Raw genomic sequence first — 17,404 nt, 5'->3', positions numbered from 1 at the left:
GAACTGTAACCGGTCGGCGGCAGAGGCAGGCGCGGCTCAGCCGCGCCGGCGCTCGTGGTTCCACAGCACTTCGCCGTGGCCGTCGAAACGGGCCAGCACGCGGGCGAGCACGAACAGCAGGTCCGACAGCCGGTTGAGGTAGCGCACCGCTTCCGGGCGGACCGCGTCGTGGCGGGCCAGGGCGACGGTCTCGCGCTCGGCGCGGCGGACGATGGTGCGGGCCAGGTGGCAGCGCGCCGCGGCCTCGCCGCCGGCCGGCAGGATGAAGTCCTTCAGCGCCGGCAGGTCGTCGTTGTAATGGTCCAGATGGCGTTCCAGCGCATCGATGTCCTCGCCCTGGATCGCGGCGTGGCCGGGGATGCACAGCTCGCCGCCCAGGTCGAACAACTGGTGCTGGATGGTGGTCAGCAGCGCGCGGACGTCGTCCGGCAGCGTGGCCGCCAGGACCACGCCGATGGCCGAATTGGCCTCGTCGACGGTGCCGTAGGCGTTGACCCGCGCCGAGTCCTTGCCGACCCGGCTGCCATCGCCCAGGCCGGTGCTGCCGTCGTCGCCGGTGCGGGTGTAGATCCTGGAAAGACGATTGCCCATGGTCCGCTGCCGGGCTCAGTGGGCGATGCGGTCGGCGGTCGACTGCCGGCCGAAGGCCTCGGCCGCGACCTGCGCCAGTGCGGCCACGCCGGTGTACATCGCCGCGCTGCGCAGGTAGGGCAGCAGCCAGTCGCTGTAGTTCTTGAACCAGCCGGCGAAGGTGGGCTCGGCGACCACGCTGCTGGTCCAGTAGAACCCGCCCTGGGCGAACAGGTGGCACACCGCCACCGAGGCCACCAGGCTGGCCGCGAACAGGCCCAGCGCACGCCAGCTGGCGCCGCGGTAATAGCGGCGCAGCAGCAGGCCGCCGGCCCACATCGCGAAGTGCGCCGGCACCAGCGCCCAGTACGCCGGCGACACGCAGTAGTGCTGCCAGAAGTTGCCGCCCTGCTGGCTGATCACCGCCCAGTCGATCGCCACCGCCAGCGCCATCAGCAGCGGGAAGGCCCAGCGGGTCCAGCCGCGCAGGTAGAAGCCGCCGATGAAGAACACCGCCCACGAGGCGTCGGGGATCGGCGCGAAGTGGTTGATCCGCGAGCCGGCCATGAGCAGCACGAGCACGGACAGGACGAAGGCGCGTTGGGCGTTGGCGTTCATTATGGTCGGATTCCCTTGTTCAGGCCGCCATTCTAGCCGCAGCGGACGACGCCAGGCAGGTGCACGCGGCGACCGGCTGCCGCCGCGGGCCGACCGCTTATCATGGGCGGCATGAGCGAACGACATGATGTGGTGATCGTCGGCGGTGGCCTGGTGGGGGCGAGCCTGGCGATCGCGCTGGACCGGATCGGACTGGACGTGGGGCTGGTGGAGGCGACGCCGGACGGGGCGTTGCCGGCGGTGTTCGACCAGCGCAACCTCAGCTTTGCCGCCGCCACCGTCAATGCATTGCAGGCGCTGGGAGTGATGGCGCGGCTGCGCGCGCCGACCGGGCCGATCCGCCGCATCCACGTCAGCCGCGCCGGCGATTTCGGCCGGGTCCGGCTGGAGGCATCGGACTACGACCGCGACGCTTTCGGCCAGGTGGTGGTGGCGCGCGATTTCGGCGAAGCGCTGGAAGCCGGCCTGACGGCGCTGGAGCGCCTGACCCGCTACCGCCCGGCCCGGTTCCTGCGCCTGGGCGAATGCGCGCAGGGGCGGCGGGCGGTGGTGATCGCCGATGCCGACGGCGAGCGCACCCTGCAGGCGCGGCTGGTGGTCGGCGCCGACGGCACCGCCAGCGCGGTGCGGCAGGCGCTGGGCATCGACGTGCAGCGGCACGATTACCGGCAGACCCTGTTCGTGGCGCGGGTGCGGCCGGCCAGGGCGCCGGACGGCACCGCCTACGAGCGCTTCACCGACACCGGCCCGACCGCATTGCTGCCGCGCGGCGACCGCCATTACGGCGTGGTCCACGGCGTGGCCCGCGACCAGGCCGACGCGGTGGCCGCGCTGGACGAGGCGGCCTGGCTGCGGCGGCTGCAGCAGGCCATCGGCTGGCGCGCCGGGCGGTTGCTGGAAAGCGGGCCGCGCAGCGCCTATCCCATCGTCCAGGTGCTGGCGCAGGCGCTGGTGGGCGAACGTGCGGTGCTGCTCGGCAATGCCGCGCAGACCATCCACCCGCTGGGTGCGCAGGGCTTCAACCTCGGGCTGCGCGATGCGTTGACGCTGGCCGAGCTGGTCGCGGACGACGGCGCCGACCCGGGGGCGGATGCGCTGCTGCAGGCCCATGCCGCGCGGCGGACGGAGGATCGCCGGCAGACCATCGCCTTCTCCAGCGGGCTGGCGAACCTGACCGGCAACCCGTCGCCGCTGCTGCGGCCGTTGCGCAGCCTGGGCCTGGTCGCCGCCGCCCAGGCTACGCCGCTGCAATCGTTGCTGGTGGGCGGGGCGATGGGCTTCCGCGGCGAGGTGCCGGAACTGTGCCGGAGCGGGAACTGATGAGCCGGCGCGGACGCCTGGATGTGGTGGTGGTCGGCGGTGGCGTGGTCGGCACCGCCTGCGCGCTGGCGCTGGCCGATGCCGGGCTGGCGGTGGCGCTGGTCGAAGGCCGCGCGCCGGCGCCATGGTCGCCGCAGCAGCCCGACCTACGGGTCTATGCCTTCGCCCCGGACAATGCCGCGTTGCTGGAATCGCTGGGGGTCTGGGCCGCGGTGCGCGACGGCCGCGCCCACGCCTACCGGCGCATGCGGGTGTGGGATGCGGCCGGCGGCGGCGAACTGGCATTCGATGCCGACGCCCTGGGCCGGCAGCAGCTGGGCTGGATCGTCGAGAACAACCTGCTGGTGGACCGGCTGTGGGCGGCGCTGCCGGCGGCCGGCGTGCAGCTGCATTGCCCGGCGCGGGTGGAGGCGCTGGAGCAGGACGACCGCGGGGTGCGCCTGCGCCTGGACGACGGCCGCCGGCTGGAAGCGGCCGTGGCCGTGGCCGCCGATGGCGCCGAATCGACCCTGCGCACGCTGGCCGGACTGGCGGTGGCGCGGCACGACTACGGCCAGCGCGGCGTGGTCGGCTACGTCGACAGCGACGCGCCGAACCAGGACACCGCCTGGCAGCGTTTCCTCCCCGGCGGGCCGCTGGCGGTGCTGCCGGTCGGGCGCCGGCGCAGTTCGATCGTCTGGACCCTGCCGGACGAAGAGGCGGGGCGGGTGCTGGCGCTGGACGACGAAGCCTTCGGCCGCGAACTGGGCAACGCCTTCGCCGGCCGCCTGGGCGCGATGCGGCCGGTCTCGCCGCGGGCGGCGTTCCCGCTGCGGCGGCAACTGGCCGACGGCTACGTCGCCGGCCGCGTGCTGGCGCTGGGCGATGCCGCCCACGTGGTGCATCCGCTGGCCGGGCAGGGCGTCAACCTGGGCCTGCGCGACGTCGCCGCGCTGCGCAGGCTGGTCCGCGATGCCGGGCAGCGCCGGTACGACTGGGCCGCACCGCACCGGTTGCGCCGCTGGGCGCGCGAGCGCCGCAGCGAGAACACCGTGGCCGCCTATGGCTTCGATGCGATCAACAAGGTGTTCTCCAACGACGAGATGCACCTGACCCTGCTGCGCGGGGCGCTGCTCGGCACGGCCGGGAAGATGCCGCCGCTGCTGTCGCTGTTCTGGAAGCGCGCCTCGGGGTTGTGATGCGCTGTGCCTTTGTGGGAGCGACGTGAGTCGCGACGGGGGTTTACCGGGAAAGCCCCGTCGCGACTCACGTCGCTCCTACAAGAGCGGGAGCGGGGCGGTCAGGGCAGCAGCCAGCCGGCCAGCTGTTCGCGTGCCAGCTTGCCGCGGCGGGCGGTGTCGAGCGAATTGAACTCGTCGGCCAGCGCCGGGTTGGCCTGCGCTTCCTCGCGGCTGATGAAGCCGTCGCCATCGACGTCGAGCGCGGCGAAGTCGATGCGGTAGTTGCCGATCACGTTGTCCGGCTGGATCGAGCGCACGGTCACCGGCGCTTCGCCGGCAGGCACCCGCACCTGCGCCTGATGGGTCACCGCACCGGTGGCCAGCGGCTGCGAGCGCACCTGCACCGGCACCTCCCGCAGCGGCTCGCTGGTGGCGGCCGGCGGGCGCTGGGCGGTCTGCGCCGATGCCGTCGCGGACAGGCCGGCAAGCAGGGCCAGGGCGAGAGGGGTGCTGCGGAAGGCAAGGCAACGCGTCATGGGTCTTCACCGTTTGATGGAAACATCGGCCGCGATCCGGATACCGGCGGTGGCGGCGCTCCGGCGATGGTCTGCCGGCAGGCCGTGCTCCGGGCCCTGGCCGACGGGCGGGTCGTGTGCGGTGGACAGGGTAGCTGCGGGCAGCTGAATCGACACGCTCGCGGGAGCCCGTCCGCTGCCGGTTTGCGCGCGCGTGGGCCTGTGCGCGAAGGAGCGACCGGGCGGGGCTGCCGCGCGAGCGGCCTGCCGGCGTCGGCCGGCACGCCCAGGGAGCGATGCCGGGCATCGCATCCGCATCGGATGCTCAGCCGGGCAGGAACGGGAACGCCAGTTTCAGCAGGCCCTTCAGGCCGCCCTCGGCAGTGCCGGCGATGGCCTTGGCGCCGAGGCTGTTGAGCGCGCGGCGCGCGTCTTCCCAGCGCAGCTGGGCGAGGTCCTTCTTCAGCAGGTCGGCCACTTCCTCGGCGGTGGGCGCGAGCTTCTCCAGCTCGCGGGCGATCTTCTGCGGGTCGGGCTGCAGGTAGCCCCAGCGCTCGGCGATCTTCAGCAGGGTGTCGAAGCGCACCGCCACCACCTCGCGGTTGCGCTCGTACACCGGCAGCGCGCCGACATCGAGGATGGCCTGCTCGAACCGCTGGGCATCGTCGGGATGCTCGATGCGGATGGCCAGGAAGCCTTCCTTGCGGCTGCGTTCGCTCACGTGCTTGGCCCCCGAGCGCAGGTTGGCCTCGGTCAGCACGGCGGCGACGATCCGCTGCAAGGCCGCCTCGCCCTCTTCCGGCACCAGCGAGCGCCAGCGCGCATAGCCGTCGCGGCGCAGGCCCTTGACCTTGGCCGGGGTGACGCGCAGCCGCAGCGCCACCGCGGCGTTGGACTCGCTGCGGTCGATGGCGCCGTCGCGCTCGAGCAGCACGAAGATCAGCAGTTCCAGGTCGCGCTTGGTCAGCGACTGGAAACCCTGCAGCAGGGTCAGGCGCAGGAATTCGTCGGCGAAGCCGGCCGGGTCGTTCAGTTGGATCGTCTGCATCGTGCTGCTCCCTCGCTGGTGCCCAGCTTGCCGGCTCCGCGTCGCACCGGCTGCGATGTCCGCGCCCGGGATTGCGCTAGAGGCCGGTCTGCCGGCCGGGCAGCGGTGCGCGGAAGACCTCGATGGCGCCGCGGTCCTGCAGGGTGACGTAGACCGTGCGTCCGTCGCTGCCGCCGAAGGCGACGTTGGTGGGCTTGCGGCCTTTCAGCGGCACTTCGCGCAGCAGTTCGCCCTGCGGCGAAACCACGGCCACGCTGCCGGCGCCGTAGCGGGCGATGTACAGGTTGCCGTGCATGTCGGCGCGCATGCCGTCCAGGCCGTGGTCGGGAAACTCGATCAGCAGCCGCTTGCCGGAAATGTCGCCGCTTCCGTCCAGGTCGTAGGCCCATACCCGGCGCTGCACGCTCTCGTTGACGTAGAGCGTCCTGCCGTCGGGGCCGACCTCGATGCCGTTGGTGGTGCCCATGCCGGTTTCCAGCAGTTGCGCGCGGCCGTAGGGAAGGATCCGCCACAGCTGGCCGCTGTCCGTGCTCCAGTCCGGGTCGCTGGCGTAGAACATGCCGTTGGGGGCGAAGGCGATGTCGTTGGGCTGGTGCACCGGCGGGGGCAGTGCGGAGAACACGCCGATGGAACGGTCGTGCGGGTCGATGCGCAGGATGGCGTGGCCGGTGTAGTCGGCCACGTACATGAAGCCGTCGCCGTCGAAACGGATGCCGTTGCCGATGCTGCCCTCGGGCAGGGCGACGAACAGTTCGGCGCGGCCGCGGCCGTCGGCCTGTTCGACGACCCGGCCGATGGTGCCGTCGCGGCCGAAGTTGACCACGTACAGGTGGCCGTCGTTGCCCACGGCCGGGCCTTCGATGCCGGCGGTGAAGGTGCCGTCGGCCACGTAGTCGCGGGCCTGGTAGAGCGTTTCCCCGGTTTCGCCCGGCCTGGACGTGGAATGGCAGGCGGCCAGGCCGGCGGTGGCCAGCAGGGCGAGGGCAAACGCCGGGGCAATACGCATCAGCAGGATCTCCACGTCGGCTCGAGGGGGCACGGCGAGGGCAAACCTTAACGCGGTTGCGGCGGGAGCGGGCGGGCCGGCGTCGTCGCCCACCCGGGCAGCGGTCACGATTCCGGCGGTGGTACCGGTTACGGCAGCCGTGGGGTGGCCAGCACGGTGATTTCCTCGCGGTCGTGGTACAGCTGCTTGGCGCGGATCGTCAGCGGCTTGCCGGCCTGTTCGGCGAACAGTTCCAGGCACAGCCGGGTCTCGTCCCAGCGCTTCTTCATCGGCAGCTTGAGGTTGAAGATGGTGTGCCGGCACCAGCCCTCGCGCACCCAGGTGGCCATGCGCTCGGCCACGCGGCGCGGCTGCTCGACCATGTCGCAGACCATCCAGTCCAGCGCGGTTTCCGGCTTCCAGTGGAAGCCGTCGGCGCGCAGGTGCTCGACCAGCCCGGTATCGAGCACGTGCTGGCGCAGTGGGCCGTTGTCGACGCTGACCACCTGCAGGTGCTGGCGGGTCAATACCCAGGTCCAGCCGCCGGGCGCGGCGCCCAGGTCGGCCGCGCGCATGCCCGGGCGCATCAGCGTTTCGCGCTCCTCCGCGGTGAGCAGGGTCAGCAGCGCCTCGTCCAGCTTCAGCGCCGAGCGCGAGGGGGCTTCGGGCAGCAGCTTCAGCCGCGGGATGCCCAGCGGCCACGGCGCGCTGTCGCGGCTGTCGGCCACGGCGACGAAGGCATGGGTGCCATCGACGAACACGATGTGCAGCCGCGGCAGCTTGCCGCTGGGCTTGTCGGTCAGCAGCCCGGCCTTGCGCAGCGCCGGCCGCAGCGCGTTGCCGAAGCTGCGCGCCAGCCCGGCCAGCGGCTTGCCGGCATCGGAATCGGGATGTTCCACCCACAGGTCGCCGAAGCGCGGCTGGCCGTGCAGCGCGGCCAGGATCGGGGTGATGCGGTCGCTCGGGTCCAGCTGCGGCAGTTCGGCCAGCAGCCGCAGCTTCTGCCGGGCGAAGATCAGCCCGCGCCACGGCAGGCGCCGGTCCAGCGCCTCGGCCTGGTCGGTGGCGAACAGCACGTAGCCGTCGTTGCGCTGCGTGCGCGCATAGCCGGCGATGCCGGCCTGCGCGGCGCGTTCGCCCAGTTCGCCGGCCAGTTCCGGTTCGAAGCCCTGGCGGCAGTAGCACAGCAGGCCGGTCATCGTGGTTCCTTGGAGATCGGAGGGGTGTAGGAGCGACGTGAGTCGCGACCGGGCTTTACCGGGAAGGCCCGGTCGCGACTCACGTCGCTCCTACAAGGGGCATCAAGCGACGGACATCAATAACGTGCGCCGTCGTTCTGGCCATAGTGGCGCAGCACCGCGCGGGCGGCGTCGCGGTGCAGGTCGCGCACCACTTCGATGCCGCGCTTCTCCAGCTCGCCGACCCAATCGGCCGGCAGCGGGCCCTCGTCGAACTCGGTCAGCTCCATCACGTCCTCGGCGCGGGCGCCGATCAGCAGCCGGTCGATGCCGGCCCAGATGGTGGCGCCATAGCACTGGCAGCACGGCTGCGACGAGGTGGCCAGCGTCACCGGCGACAGCACGTCGTTCAGGCGCGGGGTCTGCAGCCGCTGCTGGGCCAGCATGTAGGCCATGTTCTCGGCATGCGCCAGCGAGGTGGTGTGCGGCACGACGCGGTTGACGGCGGCGGCGATGACACGATCGTCCGGGCCGAACACCACCGCGCCGAACGGCCCGCCGGTGGCGGCCTCCACGTTCAGCCGCGACAGCTCGATCGCCAGCGCCACCTTGGCCTCGTCGCCGGCATAGGCGGTCCCCGGGTCCACGGCGTCGTGGATCCAGACCGGCAGGGTCAGGTGGACTTGGGCTTGCAGCATGTCGGTTCCTTGGTTCGGGTGGGATGGCGTGCCCGCCGCCGAGGGGGCGGCCCGCGCCGTTTCATCATGCGCGAGCGACTGCGGGCGGTCCCGGACCATCCATTGCGAGGGTGTCTCCGGCAAGGCCCGTCGCGGGCGGGCCCGCTTCCATGGGGATTGGACGTGGGCGGCAGTGAGAAACGGGTGTCGGCGCCCATTTCCCACGGCCGGGCCGCTTACTTCGCCCAGGTGTCGCGCAGGGTCACGCTGCGGTTGAACACCGGCTTTTCCGGGGTGTGGTCGCGGCGGTCGGCGACGAAGTAGCCGGTGCGCTCGAACTGGAACGACTGCTCCGGCGCGGCCGTTGCCGCAGCCGGCTCGACGTAGCCGGCGACGGTGCGCCGCGACTCGGGATTCAGGTAGTCGCGGTAGGTTTTGCCCTCGGACTCGTCGTCCGGGTTCTCCACCGAGAACAGGCGGTCGTACAGGCGGATCTCGGCCGGCACCGCGTGCGCGGCGCTGACCCAGTGGATGGTGCCCTTGACCTTGCGGTTGGCGCCTTCCATGCCCGGGCGCGATTCCGGGTCCAGCCAGCCGCGCAGCTCGACGATCTGCCCGGCGTCGTTCTTCACCACTTCATCGACGCGGGCGATGCCGGCGCCACGCAGGCGCACTTCGCCGCCCGGCACCAGCCGCTTCCAGCCCTTGGGCGGCACTTCGGCGAAATCCTCGCGTTCGATCCACAGCTCGCGCGAGAACGGCACCTGGCGCTCGCCGAAGGATTCGTCCTTGGGATGGTTGCTGAAGGTCAGCGTTTCCTCATGCCCTTCCGGCAGGTTGGTCAGCACCCACTTCAGCGGATCGACCACCGCCATGCGCCGCGGCGCGGCGCTGTCCAGGTCCTCGCGCAGCGCGCCTTCCAGCACCGAGAAGTCGATCAGCGAGTTCTGCTTGGAAATGCCCACGCGCTCGGCGAACAGGCGCATCGCCGCCGGGGTGTAGCCGCGCCGGCGCAGGCCCTGCAGGGTCGGCATGCGCGGGTCGTCCCAGCCGTCCACCAGCCCCTCGGTGACCAGCGCCATCAGCTTGCGCTTGCTCATCACCGTGTAGTTGATGTTCAGCCGCGAGAACTCGATCTGGCGCGGCTTGGCGGCCTCGCGCGGCAGGCCCTTGTCGACCAGCGGCTGGGTCAGCGCGTCGTCGTGGGCGAAGTCGACGTTGTCCACGCACCAGTCGTACAGCGGGCGGTGGTCCTCGAACTCCAGCGTGCACAGCGAGTGGGTGATGCCTTCCAGCGCGTCGCCCAGCGCGTGCGCGTAGTCGTACATCGGGTAGATCGGCCAGGCGTTGCCGGTGTTCTGGTGCTCGACGTGCTTGATGCGGTAGATCGCCGGGTCGCGCAGGTTGATGTTGCCGCTGGCCATGTCGATCTTGGCGCGCAGGGTGCGGGCGCCGTCGGGGAACTCGCCGGCGCGCATGCGCCGGAACAGGTCCAGGTTCTCCTCGACGCTGCGCTCGCGCCACGGCGAGGGGCGGCCCGGTTCGGTCAGGGTGCCGCGGTAGGCGCGCACCTCCTCGGCCGACAGGTCGCAGACGTACGCCTTGCCCTCGCGGATCAGCTTCTCGGCGCCCAGGTAATAGGCCTCGAAGTAGTCCGAGGCGTGGCGCAGCTCGTTCCACTCGAAGCCCAGCCAGCGCACGTCGTCCTGGATCGCGGCCACGTATTCGGGGTCTTCCCTGGCCGGGTTGGTGTCGTCGAAGCGCAGGTTGCAGACGCCGCCGAACTCGCCGGCGATGCCGAAGTTCAGGCAGATCGACTTGGCGTGGCCGATGTGCAGGTAGCCGTTGGGCTCGGGCGGGAAGCGGGTCTTGATCGCCTGGTGCTTGCCGCTGGCCAGGTCCTCGCGGACGATCTGGCGGACGAAGTCCCGCTTCTCGGCAGGTACGTTCTCCGTTGGGGCGTCGGCGGCGGGGGAGGTGTTCTCGGACATGGTCAAGGCGGGTGGTCGGGCAAACCGCAAGTTTAGCCGAGGCGGCTGCGCGCTGCCGTCGATGCGCCTATGCTGGAAGGCCCGCGCATCGGTCGTCCGCCCATGAGTCGCCCCGTCCTGGTGATCGGCAACAAGAACTATTCCTCCTGGTCGCTGCGGCCATGGTTGCTGCTGCGGCATTTCGGCGTGGCCTTCGACGAGGTCCGGCTGGCGCTGGACACGCCGGGTTTCGCCGCCGAGGTGCAGCGCCATTCGCCTACCGGCAAGGTGCCGGCCTTGCGCGACGGCGACCTGACGCTGTGGGATTCGCTGGCGATCTGCGAGTACGCCAACGAGCGCTGGCTGGAGGGACGCGGCTGGCCGGCGGACCTGCGGCAGCGGGCGCTGGCGCGCGCGGCGGCGGCGGAGATGCATTCCGGCTTCGTCGCGCTGCGGACCCAGCTGCCGATGAGCAGCCGGCGCCAGCCGGACGGCTACCGCTGGGACGCCGCGGCGCAGCGCGACATCGACCGGGTGCTGGCGCTGTGGCGCGAGCTGCGCCGCGAGCATGGCGCCGGCGGCGACTTCCTGTTCGGCGGGTTCGGCATCGTCGATGCGATGTTCGCGCCGGTGGCGATCCGTTTCGAAGGCTACGGCGTGTCGGTGGACGAGGTGCCGGCCGCCTACATGCAGGCCCTGTCCGCGTTGCCGGCGCTGCGCGAGTGGCGGCAGGCCGCCGCGCAGGAAAGCGAGCGCGTGGCCGCCACCGACGCCCTGAGCCGCCCGGCCTGAAGCGACGGCACCTACCGCCCCTCCATGGAGAACGCCATGCATCTGGTCTACCAGGCCGACAACCTGTTCGACGCCCACCTGGTGAAGCACGCGCTGGAAGGCGCCGGCATCCCCGCCTTCGTGTTCGGCGAGTCGCTGCTGGGCGGGATGGGCGAGCTGCCGCTGTTCGGGGTGCTGCGGGTATGCGTGCCGGATGCGGCACGGGCCGAGGCCGACGCCATCGTCGCCGCGCTGGACTTGGCGCCGCCGGGCGCCGACCCCATCTCCGGCGACGAGGGCATGCCGGGGATGGTGCCGGCCTGAGCATGGCCGGACGGGGTGGGAGCGCGCGCTGCGCGGACGCTCGCTTGCCGGTGCAGACATTGCGCTTCATGCGCTCCGCCACGGGCCGCCTGCCATCGCGCGCGGCGGATCACGGGCAGGTTCTGAGGAGATGGATCATGTTGGGAATCGGATCGGGGCTGCTGGGCATCGGCGCGTTCAAGCAGCGCCTGCCGCGGCCGGAAGACGCGCTGCCGGGGCGGGACACGCCACTGCCGCTGCACAACGTCCACCACGTCAACGGCCAGCCGCTGCGCGGCGATTTCGCCGGGCTGGAAGTGCTGGACGTGGGCATGGGCTGCTTCTGGGGCGCCGAGCGCAGGTTCTGGCAGTTGCCGGGCGTGGTCGTCACCGCCGTCGGCTACCAGGGCGGGTTGACGCCCAACCCGACCTACGAGGAAGTCTGTTCCGGGCTGACCGGACATGCCGAGGTGGTGCGGGTGGTGTTCGACCCGGCGCGGGTGTCGCGCGAGCAGGTGCTGCGCACGTTCTGGGAGAGCCACGACCCGACCCAGGGCATGCGCCAGGGCAACGACGCCGGCACCCAGTACCGCTCGGCGCTCTACTGCCACAGCCAGGCCCAGTACGACGCCGCGCTGGCCAGCCGCGACGCCTACCAGCAGCGGCTGCGCGACGCCGGCCATGGCGAAATCACCACCGAGATCGCATTCCCGGCGCCACCGTTCTACTACGCCGAGGATCATCACCAGCAGTACCTGGCCAAGAATCCCAACGGCTACTGCGGCATCGGCGGCACCGGCGTGAGCTGCGCGCTCGACGGCTGAACGGCCGCGGCGGCAGTCATTCGCCGCAGGGATCGAGGACACGCACCTCGCCGTTGGCGGACAGTTCGAACACGCAGGCGATCGCGACCTCGGGCTGGTAGGTGTGATGGCCGGCCAGCTCGACCCGCACCGCGTTGCCGGTGGGAACGAGTTGCAGCGATGCGAGGGTATTGAAGCCGGGCGCGACCAGTTCCCGGGCCGCGGCGACGCGCCAGCCGTCGGCCGCTTCCTCGCCCGGCTCCAGCCACTGCGCCACCACCTCGCTGGAAACGTGCTCGTAGCCGCGGGCCAGCACGACCACCCGCGCCCGGCCCGATTCGCCGTTCGGCCAGTGCGCGCTGGCGATGGAGATGACCTCGGCGTCGGCCAGGGGCGGTGGCGGTTGCGTCGCCTGGAGCGGCGTGCAGACGGTCGCCAGCAGGCAGGCGGCGATCAGGAGCAGTTTCGAGGGGAACACGGTGGACCTTCGGCGGCGGAAGCCCGCAGTCTATGCCGACCGGGGGGCGGCAGAGCCGGGCTGGTCGGCGGGCCGGGAATACAGGCGCGTCAGCGACTCGCCGCGCGGGTGACGAGGTCGCCCAGGCGCCAGCCAGCATCGCGCCGCTTCCCGCTGCAACCGCAGCTGGACGGCCAGGGGTTTGCCGGGGGCGTCGGCGAACCGGCAGGTCATGGCGACGGTCGCGCCGTCCGGGGTTTCCGGGGCCACCTCGAACACGGGCGCATCGGCCATTTCGCCGTCCTGGGCGCCGGGCCAGCGGTCATGGTCGAGGTGGCCGGGTTCGCCGCCGGCGCAGGGCCATCCGCGCTGCAGCAGCGCGCCGAAGCCGGGGTGAACCGGACCGGGTCGTGGCGGTCGCGGTTCCCGTGGAGGCCGGCATGCGGCTGCCGGAAGTCGCGCGCCCACTGCGCCGGGTCGGGGCAGCGGGCGGGCGCGGACAGCGCGCCGCAGGGCACGGGCAGCAGGAGGACCGGCCGCAGCCGGTCTAGGCTCATGCCAGCTCGTCGGCGATGCGCGCGCGCAATGCGTCCAGGTCCTTGGCGAAGGCGTCGATGCCGCCGGCCAGCTTTTCGGTGGCCATCGGGTCGGCCGCCAGGTCGGCGGCAAAGCGGGTCGCGTCGACCGGCGCGGCGCTCGATGCCTCGGCGGCGACCGGCGACAGCCGGCGCGGCAGCGGACCGTGGTCGGCGTCCAGCTTCTCCAGCAGTTCCGGCGAGATGGTCAGGCGGTCGCAGCCGGCCAGCGCCTCGATCTGCGCGGTGGAGCGGAACGAGGCGCCCATCACCACGGTCGCCAGGCCGCGGCGCTTGAAGGTGTCGTAGACGCCGCGCACGAACTGCACGCCCGGGTCGTCGTCGATGGTCGCCGGCGCCTGGCCGTTGGCCACGTACCAGTCGAGGATGCGGCCGACGAACGGCGAGATCAGGAATGCGCCGGCCTCGGCGCAGGCCAGTGCCTGGGTCGGGTTGAAGATCAGCGTCAGGTTGCAGTCGATGCCTTCGGCCTGCAGCGTGCGCGCGGCTTCGACGCCGGCCCAGGTGGCGGCGATCTTGATCAGCACCTTGTCGCGCGGCACCCCGGCCTGCTCGTACATGGCGATGAACAGGCGCGCCTTGGCCACGGTGGCGGCGGTGTCGTGGGCCAGGTCGGCATCGACCTCGGTGGAGACGCGGCCGGGCACCAGTTCGGCCAGCATCGTGCCGACGCCCACGGTCAGGCGGTCGGCCACGGCATGCACCACCGCCTGGCGGTCGCCCGGCTGCGAGCGGCCCCAGGCCAGTTCGCGCTCGATCAGTGCGGCATAGACCGGCAGGTCCAGCGCCTTCTTCACCAAGGTCGGGTTGGTGGTGCAGTCGACCGGCTTCAGGCGCTTGATGGCCTCGTAGTCGCCGGTATCGGCCACCACCACGGAGAGTTCGCGCAACTGGGCAAGTTTGGACGGCTGGACATGGCTCATGGCAGGCTTCCTGTAGGGCGACGCTGGCGCGCGGGGCGCGCTCAGCGGTGGAGATCGCCCGAGGCTTCGGGCTGGTAGTGGATCGCGGTCACCCGCAGGCGCAGCTTGCGGCCGCCGGGTGCGGTCCAGTCGATGGTCTGGCCGACGGACAGGCCCAGCAGGGCGCTTCCGACCGGTGCCAGCACCGATACCCGACCCTTGTCGAAATCCGCCTCGTGCGGGTAGACCAGGGTCAGTGCGTGTTTCTCGTTCTGCAGTTCGTCCTCGCATTCGACCCGCGAATGCATGGTGACGATGCCTTCGGGAACCTCGTCCGGCGGCAGGATCTGCGCGCGGTTGAGTTCCTGGCTCAGCGCGATCGCGGCGGGATGCCGGCTCAGCGCGGGGGATTCGAGCATGGCCTCGAGGCGGGCCAGGTCGCGGCTGGAGACGATGATCGAAGGGGGAAGGCCGCTGTTGGTCGGCATGGTGGAACTCCTGCGGTGGTTGAAAAGACAAGCAAAAGGCGGCGCCCCATCGGCACCGCCCGTTCCTATTGTGCTGAGAATGCGGGCCGGATGCGACCCATCCCGATCATCGCGCCGCCGGTGCCCCGGGCGCAATGCGTGCGCATCCGGGAACTGAACGCGAAGGAAAGCCGTGGTGCCCGCGGCGGGGCGTCAGTGGGTGCCGGTGGTGGCGGCGTCGCTGCCCGCCGGCGGCTGCGGCGGCAGGGTGAACAGCTCGTGCGGCAGCGACTGGAACAGCTGTGCCAGCTGCTCCAGGAAATCGTTCATGGCCGAACTGCGGCGCCAGACCATGCCGATGCGGCGGCTGGGGCGGGTGTCGCCGCCGAAGCCGACCAGGTGGATGTTCTGCGAGCGCGCCACCGGCGGCTTCACCGCCAGCAGCGGCAGCAGGGTCACGCCGACGTTGGCCGCGACCATCTGCCGCAGGGTTTCCAGGCTGGTGGCCTGGAACTCGGATTTCTCCAGCGCCCCGGCCAGATGGCACACGTCCAGCGCCTGGTCGCGCAGGCAATGGCCGTCCTGCAGCAGCAGCAGCCGTTGCTCGGACAGCTCGGACAGGTCCAGCGACTGCCGTCGCGCCAGCGGGTGGCGGTCGGGCACCGCCAGCACGAACGGCTCCTCGAACAGGAACTCGGCATGCAGCTGGTCGTCGTGCAGCGGCAGCGCCAGCAGCGTGGCGTCCAGGCGGCCGTTGCGCAGCTGCTCCAGCAGCACGTCGCTCTTTTCCTCCACCAGCAGCAGTTCCAGCTGCGGGAAGCGCTCGCGGATGCGCGGGATCACGTGCGGCAGCAGGTAGGGGCCGAGGGTGGGGAAGATGCCCAGGCGCACGGTGCCGGCTTCCGGGTCGCGGCTGCGGCGCGCGGCCTCCTTCAGCTGTTCCACCTCGGCGACGATGCCGCGCGCGCGCGCGGCGGCCTCGCGCCCGGCCGGGGTCAGCATCACCTTGCGCGGCGCGCGCTCGACCAGCGGCACGCCCAGTTCCTCCTCCAGCTTGCGGATCTGGGTGGACAGCGTCGGCTGGCTGACGAAGCAGGCCGCTGCCGCCCGGCCGAAGTGCTTGTGCTCGGCCAGGGCCACCAGGTATTTCAGGTCGCGCAGGTTCATGGCAGCTCTCGGTAGAGGAAGGGCGGGACCGCGTGCCGGCGATGATGGCGCAAACGCCCCGTTTCCGGGGCGTCGGCCTGGCTGTGGCTCAGGAAGCCTCGGCCACCGCCTGGGGCTGCGGGGCCGGGGCCGAACTGCGGATCAGGTGGTCGAAGGCGCTCAGCGCGGCGGCCGAGCCGGCGCCCATGGCGATGATGATCTGCTTGTACGGCACGGTGGTGCAGTCGCCGGCGGCGAACACGCCCGGCAGCGAGGTCTGGCCGCGGTCGTCGATCACGATCTCGCCGCGCGCGGACAGCTCCAGCGTGCCCTTGAGCCACTCGGTGTTGGGCAGCAGGCCGATCTGCACGAAGATGCCTTCCAGCTCGACCCGGTGCGAATCGCCGCCGACGCGGTCCTTGTAGATCAGGCCGGTGACCTTCTGGCCGTCGCCCAGCACCTCGGTGGTCTGCGCGCTGGTGACGACGGTGACGTTGCCCAGGCTGCGCAGCTTGTTCTGCAGTACCTGGTCGGCGCGCAGCTTGTCGTCGAACTCGAACACGGTGACGTGCGAGACGATGCCGGCCAGGTCGATGGCCGCCTCGATCCCGGAGTTGCCGCCGCCGATCACCGCCACCCGCTTGCCCTTGAACAGCGGGCCGTCGCAGTGCGGGCAGTAGGCCACGCCCTTGTTGCGGTACTGCTCCTCGCCGGGCACGTTCATCTGCCGCCAGCGCGCGCCGGTGGACAGCACCACCGACCTGGACTTCAGCGAGGCGCCATTCTCCAGCTGCACTTCGACCAGGCCGTCGGCGCCGGCCGGCAGCAGCCGGGTCGCGCGCTGCAGGTTCATGATGTCCACGTCGTACTCGCGCACGTGCTGTTCCAGCGCCGCGGCCAGCTTCGGGCCCTCGGTCTCCTTGACCGAGATGAAGTTCTCGATCGCCATGGTGTCCAGCACCTGGCCGCCGAAGCGTTCGGCCGCCACGCCGGTGCGGATGCCCTTGCGTGCGGCGTAGATCGCCGCGGCCGCGCCGGCCGGGCCGCCGCCGACCACCAGCACCTCGAACGGCGCCTTGGCGGCGATCTTCTCGGCATCGCGCCTGGCCGCGCCGGTGTCGAGCTTGGCGACGATTTCCTCCAGGCCCATGCGGCCGGCACCGAACACCTCGCCGTTGAGGTAGATGGTGGGCACCGACATGATCTGGCGGGCTTCGACCTCGGGCTGGAACAGCGCGCCGTCGATGGCGACGTGGCGGATCCGCGGGTTCAGCACCGCGGCCAGGTTCAGCGCCTGCACCACGTCCGGGCAGTTCTGGCAGGACAGCGAGTAATAGGTCTCGAACAGGTAGTCGCCGTCGAGGTTGCGCACCTGCTCGATCAGCTCGGCCGCGGCCTTGGACGGGTGTCCGCCCACCTGCAGCAGCGCCAGCACCAGCGAGGTGAACTCGTGGCCCATCGGGATGCCGGCGAAGCTCAGGCTGATCTCCTGGCCCGGGGTGCCGAGCGCGAACGAGGGCGTGCGCTCGCCGCCGTCGCGACGGACTTCCAGGCTGATCCGGCTCGACAGCGTGGTCAGCGTGTTGAGCAGGCCCAGCATCTCCTGCGACTTGTCGCCGTCATCGGCGTAGGCGGTGATCTGGATGGGGCGGGTGACCCGTTCCAGATAGGCCTTGAGCTGGGTTTGCAGAGCGGCGTCCAACATGGGGGAACTCCTGAAAATGGGCAAGGCAAGAGCGTGGCGTCGCTGCGCGGGCGCAGGTCGCCGGATCGGAATAGGGGTGAACCGCAGCCGCGCCGGGTTGGCTTGCTGGGCCTGGCCTCGCCGCGATGGCGGAGAGTCGGCACGCCTGGCGACAGGTTCGTCGCCGCGACGCCTCGTGGCTGGCTTGGCGCAGCTGCGGTTCACCCCCACTCC

The 17,404-nt window shown here is 71.4% G+C and carries 18 protein-coding genes; 5 read left to right on the top strand and 13 right to left on the bottom strand.

Features of this window, described 5'->3' with window-relative positions; all coding sequences use genetic code 11:
- Positions 1-36 precede the first annotated feature (36 nt).
- A complete protein-coding gene (locus OK345_RS02435; RefSeq protein WP_265126319.1) occupies positions 37-591 on the bottom strand; it encodes a cob(I)yrinic acid a,c-diamide adenosyltransferase in 555 nt (184 codons plus the stop codon).
- Between the two features lie 15 nt (positions 592-606).
- Complete coding sequence (locus tag OK345_RS02430; protein ID WP_265126318.1) at positions 607-1,188, bottom strand: hypothetical protein; 582 nt, start codon at positions 1,186-1,188, stop codon at positions 607-609.
- 111 nt (positions 1,189-1,299) lie between these two features.
- Between OK345_RS02430 and ubiH the strand changes: the two genes are divergently transcribed.
- Both ubiH and OK345_RS02420 read left to right on the top strand, forming a co-directional pair.
- Positions 1,300-2,508, top strand: coding sequence for a 2-octaprenyl-6-methoxyphenyl hydroxylase (gene ubiH / locus OK345_RS02425; RefSeq protein WP_265126317.1), 1,209 nt, complete (start codon positions 1,300-1,302; stop codon positions 2,506-2,508).
- Positions 2,508-3,686 carry a UbiH/UbiF family hydroxylase gene (locus OK345_RS02420; protein WP_265126316.1) on the top strand — a complete coding sequence of 393 codons (1,179 nt, stop codon included), beginning with the start codon at positions 2,508-2,510 and terminating at the stop codon, positions 3,684-3,686. Before ubiH ends, OK345_RS02420 begins: the two co-directional genes overlap by 1 nt.
- A 101-nt stretch (positions 3,687-3,787) precedes the next feature.
- Here the strand turns inward: OK345_RS02420 and OK345_RS02415 are convergent, their stop codons facing one another.
- The 6 genes from OK345_RS02415 to OK345_RS02390 form a co-directional block, all read right to left on the bottom strand.
- Positions 3,788-4,204: an EF-hand domain-containing protein gene (locus tag OK345_RS02415; RefSeq protein WP_265126315.1), complete on the bottom strand. Its 417-nt coding sequence runs from the start codon at positions 4,202-4,204 to the stop codon at positions 3,788-3,790.
- A 304-nt stretch (positions 4,205-4,508) separates the two neighbouring features.
- Complete coding sequence (locus OK345_RS02410; RefSeq protein WP_265126314.1) at positions 4,509-5,231, bottom strand: hypothetical protein; 723 nt, start codon at positions 5,229-5,231, stop codon at positions 4,509-4,511.
- A gap of 76 nt (positions 5,232-5,307) precedes the next feature.
- The gene (locus tag OK345_RS02405; RefSeq protein ID WP_265126600.1) at positions 5,308-6,237 is read right to left on the bottom strand and encodes an SMP-30/gluconolactonase/LRE family protein; all 930 of its coding nucleotides are present in this window, start codon (positions 6,235-6,237) and stop codon (positions 5,308-5,310) included.
- Positions 6,238-6,365: 128 nt separating this feature from the next.
- Positions 6,366-7,415, bottom strand: a complete 1,050-nt coding sequence (gene rlmM, locus OK345_RS02400; RefSeq protein ID WP_265126313.1) for a 23S rRNA (cytidine(2498)-2'-O)-methyltransferase RlmM — start codon at positions 7,413-7,415, stop codon at positions 6,366-6,368.
- Positions 7,416-7,531: 116 nt separating this feature from the next.
- Complete coding sequence (locus tag OK345_RS02395; RefSeq protein ID WP_265126312.1) at positions 7,532-8,092, bottom strand: nucleoside deaminase; 561 nt, start codon at positions 8,090-8,092, stop codon at positions 7,532-7,534.
- Positions 8,093-8,307: 215 nt separating this feature from the next.
- Positions 8,308-10,062 carry a glutamine--tRNA ligase/YqeY domain fusion protein gene (locus OK345_RS02390; protein ID WP_265126311.1) on the bottom strand — a complete coding sequence of 585 codons (1,755 nt, stop codon included), beginning with the start codon at positions 10,060-10,062 and terminating at the stop codon, positions 8,308-8,310.
- Between the two features lie 102 nt (positions 10,063-10,164).
- Between OK345_RS02390 and OK345_RS02385 the strand changes: the two genes are divergently transcribed.
- The 3 genes from OK345_RS02385 to msrA all read left to right on the top strand — a co-directional run bounded on the left by OK345_RS02385 (position 10,165) and on the right by msrA (position 11,939).
- Complete coding sequence (locus tag OK345_RS02385; protein ID WP_265126310.1) at positions 10,165-10,833, top strand: glutathione S-transferase; 669 nt, start codon at positions 10,165-10,167, stop codon at positions 10,831-10,833.
- Between the two features lie 36 nt (positions 10,834-10,869).
- A complete protein-coding gene (locus OK345_RS02380; protein ID WP_265126309.1) occupies positions 10,870-11,136 on the top strand; it encodes a putative signal transducing protein in 267 nt (88 codons plus the stop codon).
- 137 nt (positions 11,137-11,273) lie between these two features.
- The gene (msrA, locus tag OK345_RS02375) at positions 11,274-11,939 is read left to right on the top strand and encodes a peptide-methionine (S)-S-oxide reductase MsrA (RefSeq protein ID WP_265126308.1); all 666 of its coding nucleotides are present in this window, start codon (positions 11,274-11,276) and stop codon (positions 11,937-11,939) included.
- 16 nt (positions 11,940-11,955) lie between these two features.
- Here msrA and OK345_RS02370 read toward each other — a convergent pair whose 3' ends face one another.
- The 5 genes from OK345_RS02370 to ahpF form a co-directional block, all read right to left on the bottom strand.
- A complete protein-coding gene (locus OK345_RS02370) occupies positions 11,956-12,396 on the bottom strand; it encodes a hypothetical protein (RefSeq protein ID WP_265126307.1) in 441 nt (146 codons plus the stop codon).
- Between the two features lie 532 nt (positions 12,397-12,928).
- The gene (locus tag OK345_RS02365) at positions 12,929-13,894 is read right to left on the bottom strand and encodes a transaldolase (RefSeq protein WP_265126306.1); all 966 of its coding nucleotides are present in this window, start codon (positions 13,892-13,894) and stop codon (positions 12,929-12,931) included.
- Between the two features lie 41 nt (positions 13,895-13,935).
- Positions 13,936-14,361, bottom strand: coding sequence for a nucleoside diphosphate kinase regulator (gene rnk, locus OK345_RS02360; protein ID WP_265126305.1), 426 nt, complete (start codon positions 14,359-14,361; stop codon positions 13,936-13,938).
- A 192-nt stretch (positions 14,362-14,553) separates the two neighbouring features.
- A complete protein-coding gene (locus tag OK345_RS02355; protein ID WP_265126304.1) occupies positions 14,554-15,507 on the bottom strand; it encodes a LysR substrate-binding domain-containing protein in 954 nt (317 codons plus the stop codon).
- A gap of 88 nt (positions 15,508-15,595) precedes the next feature.
- A complete protein-coding gene (ahpF, locus tag OK345_RS02350) occupies positions 15,596-17,191 on the bottom strand; it encodes an alkyl hydroperoxide reductase subunit F (RefSeq protein ID WP_265126303.1) in 1,596 nt (531 codons plus the stop codon).
- Positions 17,192-17,404 lie beyond the last annotated feature (213 nt).

It is taken from the genome of Xanthomonas chitinilytica (genome assembly GCF_026107455.2).
Classification (GTDB): domain Bacteria; phylum Pseudomonadota; class Gammaproteobacteria; order Xanthomonadales; family Xanthomonadaceae; genus Stenotrophomonas; species Stenotrophomonas chitinilytica.
Note: the sequence above shows the minus strand (reverse complement) of the source record. Positions and strands in the feature narration are given on the sequence as shown.

Excerpts from the sequence above, each read along its gene's own strand:
- OK345_RS02365 (WP_265126306.1), bottom strand. The coding sequence starts at position 13,894 with ATGAGCCATGTCCAGCCGTCCAAACTTGCCCAGTTGCGCGAACTCTCC.
- ubiH (WP_265126317.1), top strand. The coding sequence starts at position 1,300 with ATGAGCGAACGACATGATGTGGTGATCGTCGGCGGTGGCCTGGTGGGG.
- msrA (WP_265126308.1), top strand. The coding sequence starts at position 11,274 with ATGTTGGGAATCGGATCGGGGCTGCTGGGCATCGGCGCGTTCAAGCAG.
- OK345_RS02435 (WP_265126319.1), bottom strand. The coding sequence starts at position 591 with ATGGGCAATCGTCTTTCCAGGATCTACACCCGCACCGGCGACGACGGC.
- OK345_RS02395 (WP_265126312.1), bottom strand. The coding sequence starts at position 8,092 with ATGCTGCAAGCCCAAGTCCACCTGACCCTGCCGGTCTGGATCCACGAC.
- OK345_RS02355 (WP_265126304.1), bottom strand. The coding sequence starts at position 15,507 with ATGAACCTGCGCGACCTGAAATACCTGGTGGCCCTGGCCGAGCACAAG.
- OK345_RS02385 (WP_265126310.1), top strand. The coding sequence starts at position 10,165 with ATGAGTCGCCCCGTCCTGGTGATCGGCAACAAGAACTATTCCTCCTGG.
- OK345_RS02410 (WP_265126314.1), bottom strand. The coding sequence starts at position 5,231 with ATGCAGACGATCCAACTGAACGACCCGGCCGGCTTCGCCGACGAATTC.
- ahpF (WP_265126303.1), bottom strand. The coding sequence starts at position 17,191 with ATGTTGGACGCCGCTCTGCAAACCCAGCTCAAGGCCTATCTGGAACGG.
- OK345_RS02390 (WP_265126311.1), bottom strand. The coding sequence starts at position 10,062 with ATGTCCGAGAACACCTCCCCCGCCGCCGACGCCCCAACGGAGAACGTA.
- rlmM (WP_265126313.1), bottom strand. The coding sequence starts at position 7,415 with ATGACCGGCCTGCTGTGCTACTGCCGCCAGGGCTTCGAACCGGAACTG.
- OK345_RS02420 (WP_265126316.1), top strand. The coding sequence starts at position 2,508 with ATGAGCCGGCGCGGACGCCTGGATGTGGTGGTGGTCGGCGGTGGCGTG.
- OK345_RS02405 (WP_265126600.1), bottom strand. The coding sequence starts at position 6,237 with ATGCGTATTGCCCCGGCGTTTGCCCTCGCCCTGCTGGCCACCGCCGGC.
- rnk (WP_265126305.1), bottom strand. The coding sequence starts at position 14,361 with ATGCCGACCAACAGCGGCCTTCCCCCTTCGATCATCGTCTCCAGCCGC.
- OK345_RS02430 (WP_265126318.1), bottom strand. The coding sequence starts at position 1,188 with ATGAACGCCAACGCCCAACGCGCCTTCGTCCTGTCCGTGCTCGTGCTG.
- OK345_RS02415 (WP_265126315.1), bottom strand. The coding sequence starts at position 4,204 with ATGACGCGTTGCCTTGCCTTCCGCAGCACCCCTCTCGCCCTGGCCCTG.
- OK345_RS02380 (WP_265126309.1), top strand. The coding sequence starts at position 10,870 with ATGCATCTGGTCTACCAGGCCGACAACCTGTTCGACGCCCACCTGGTG.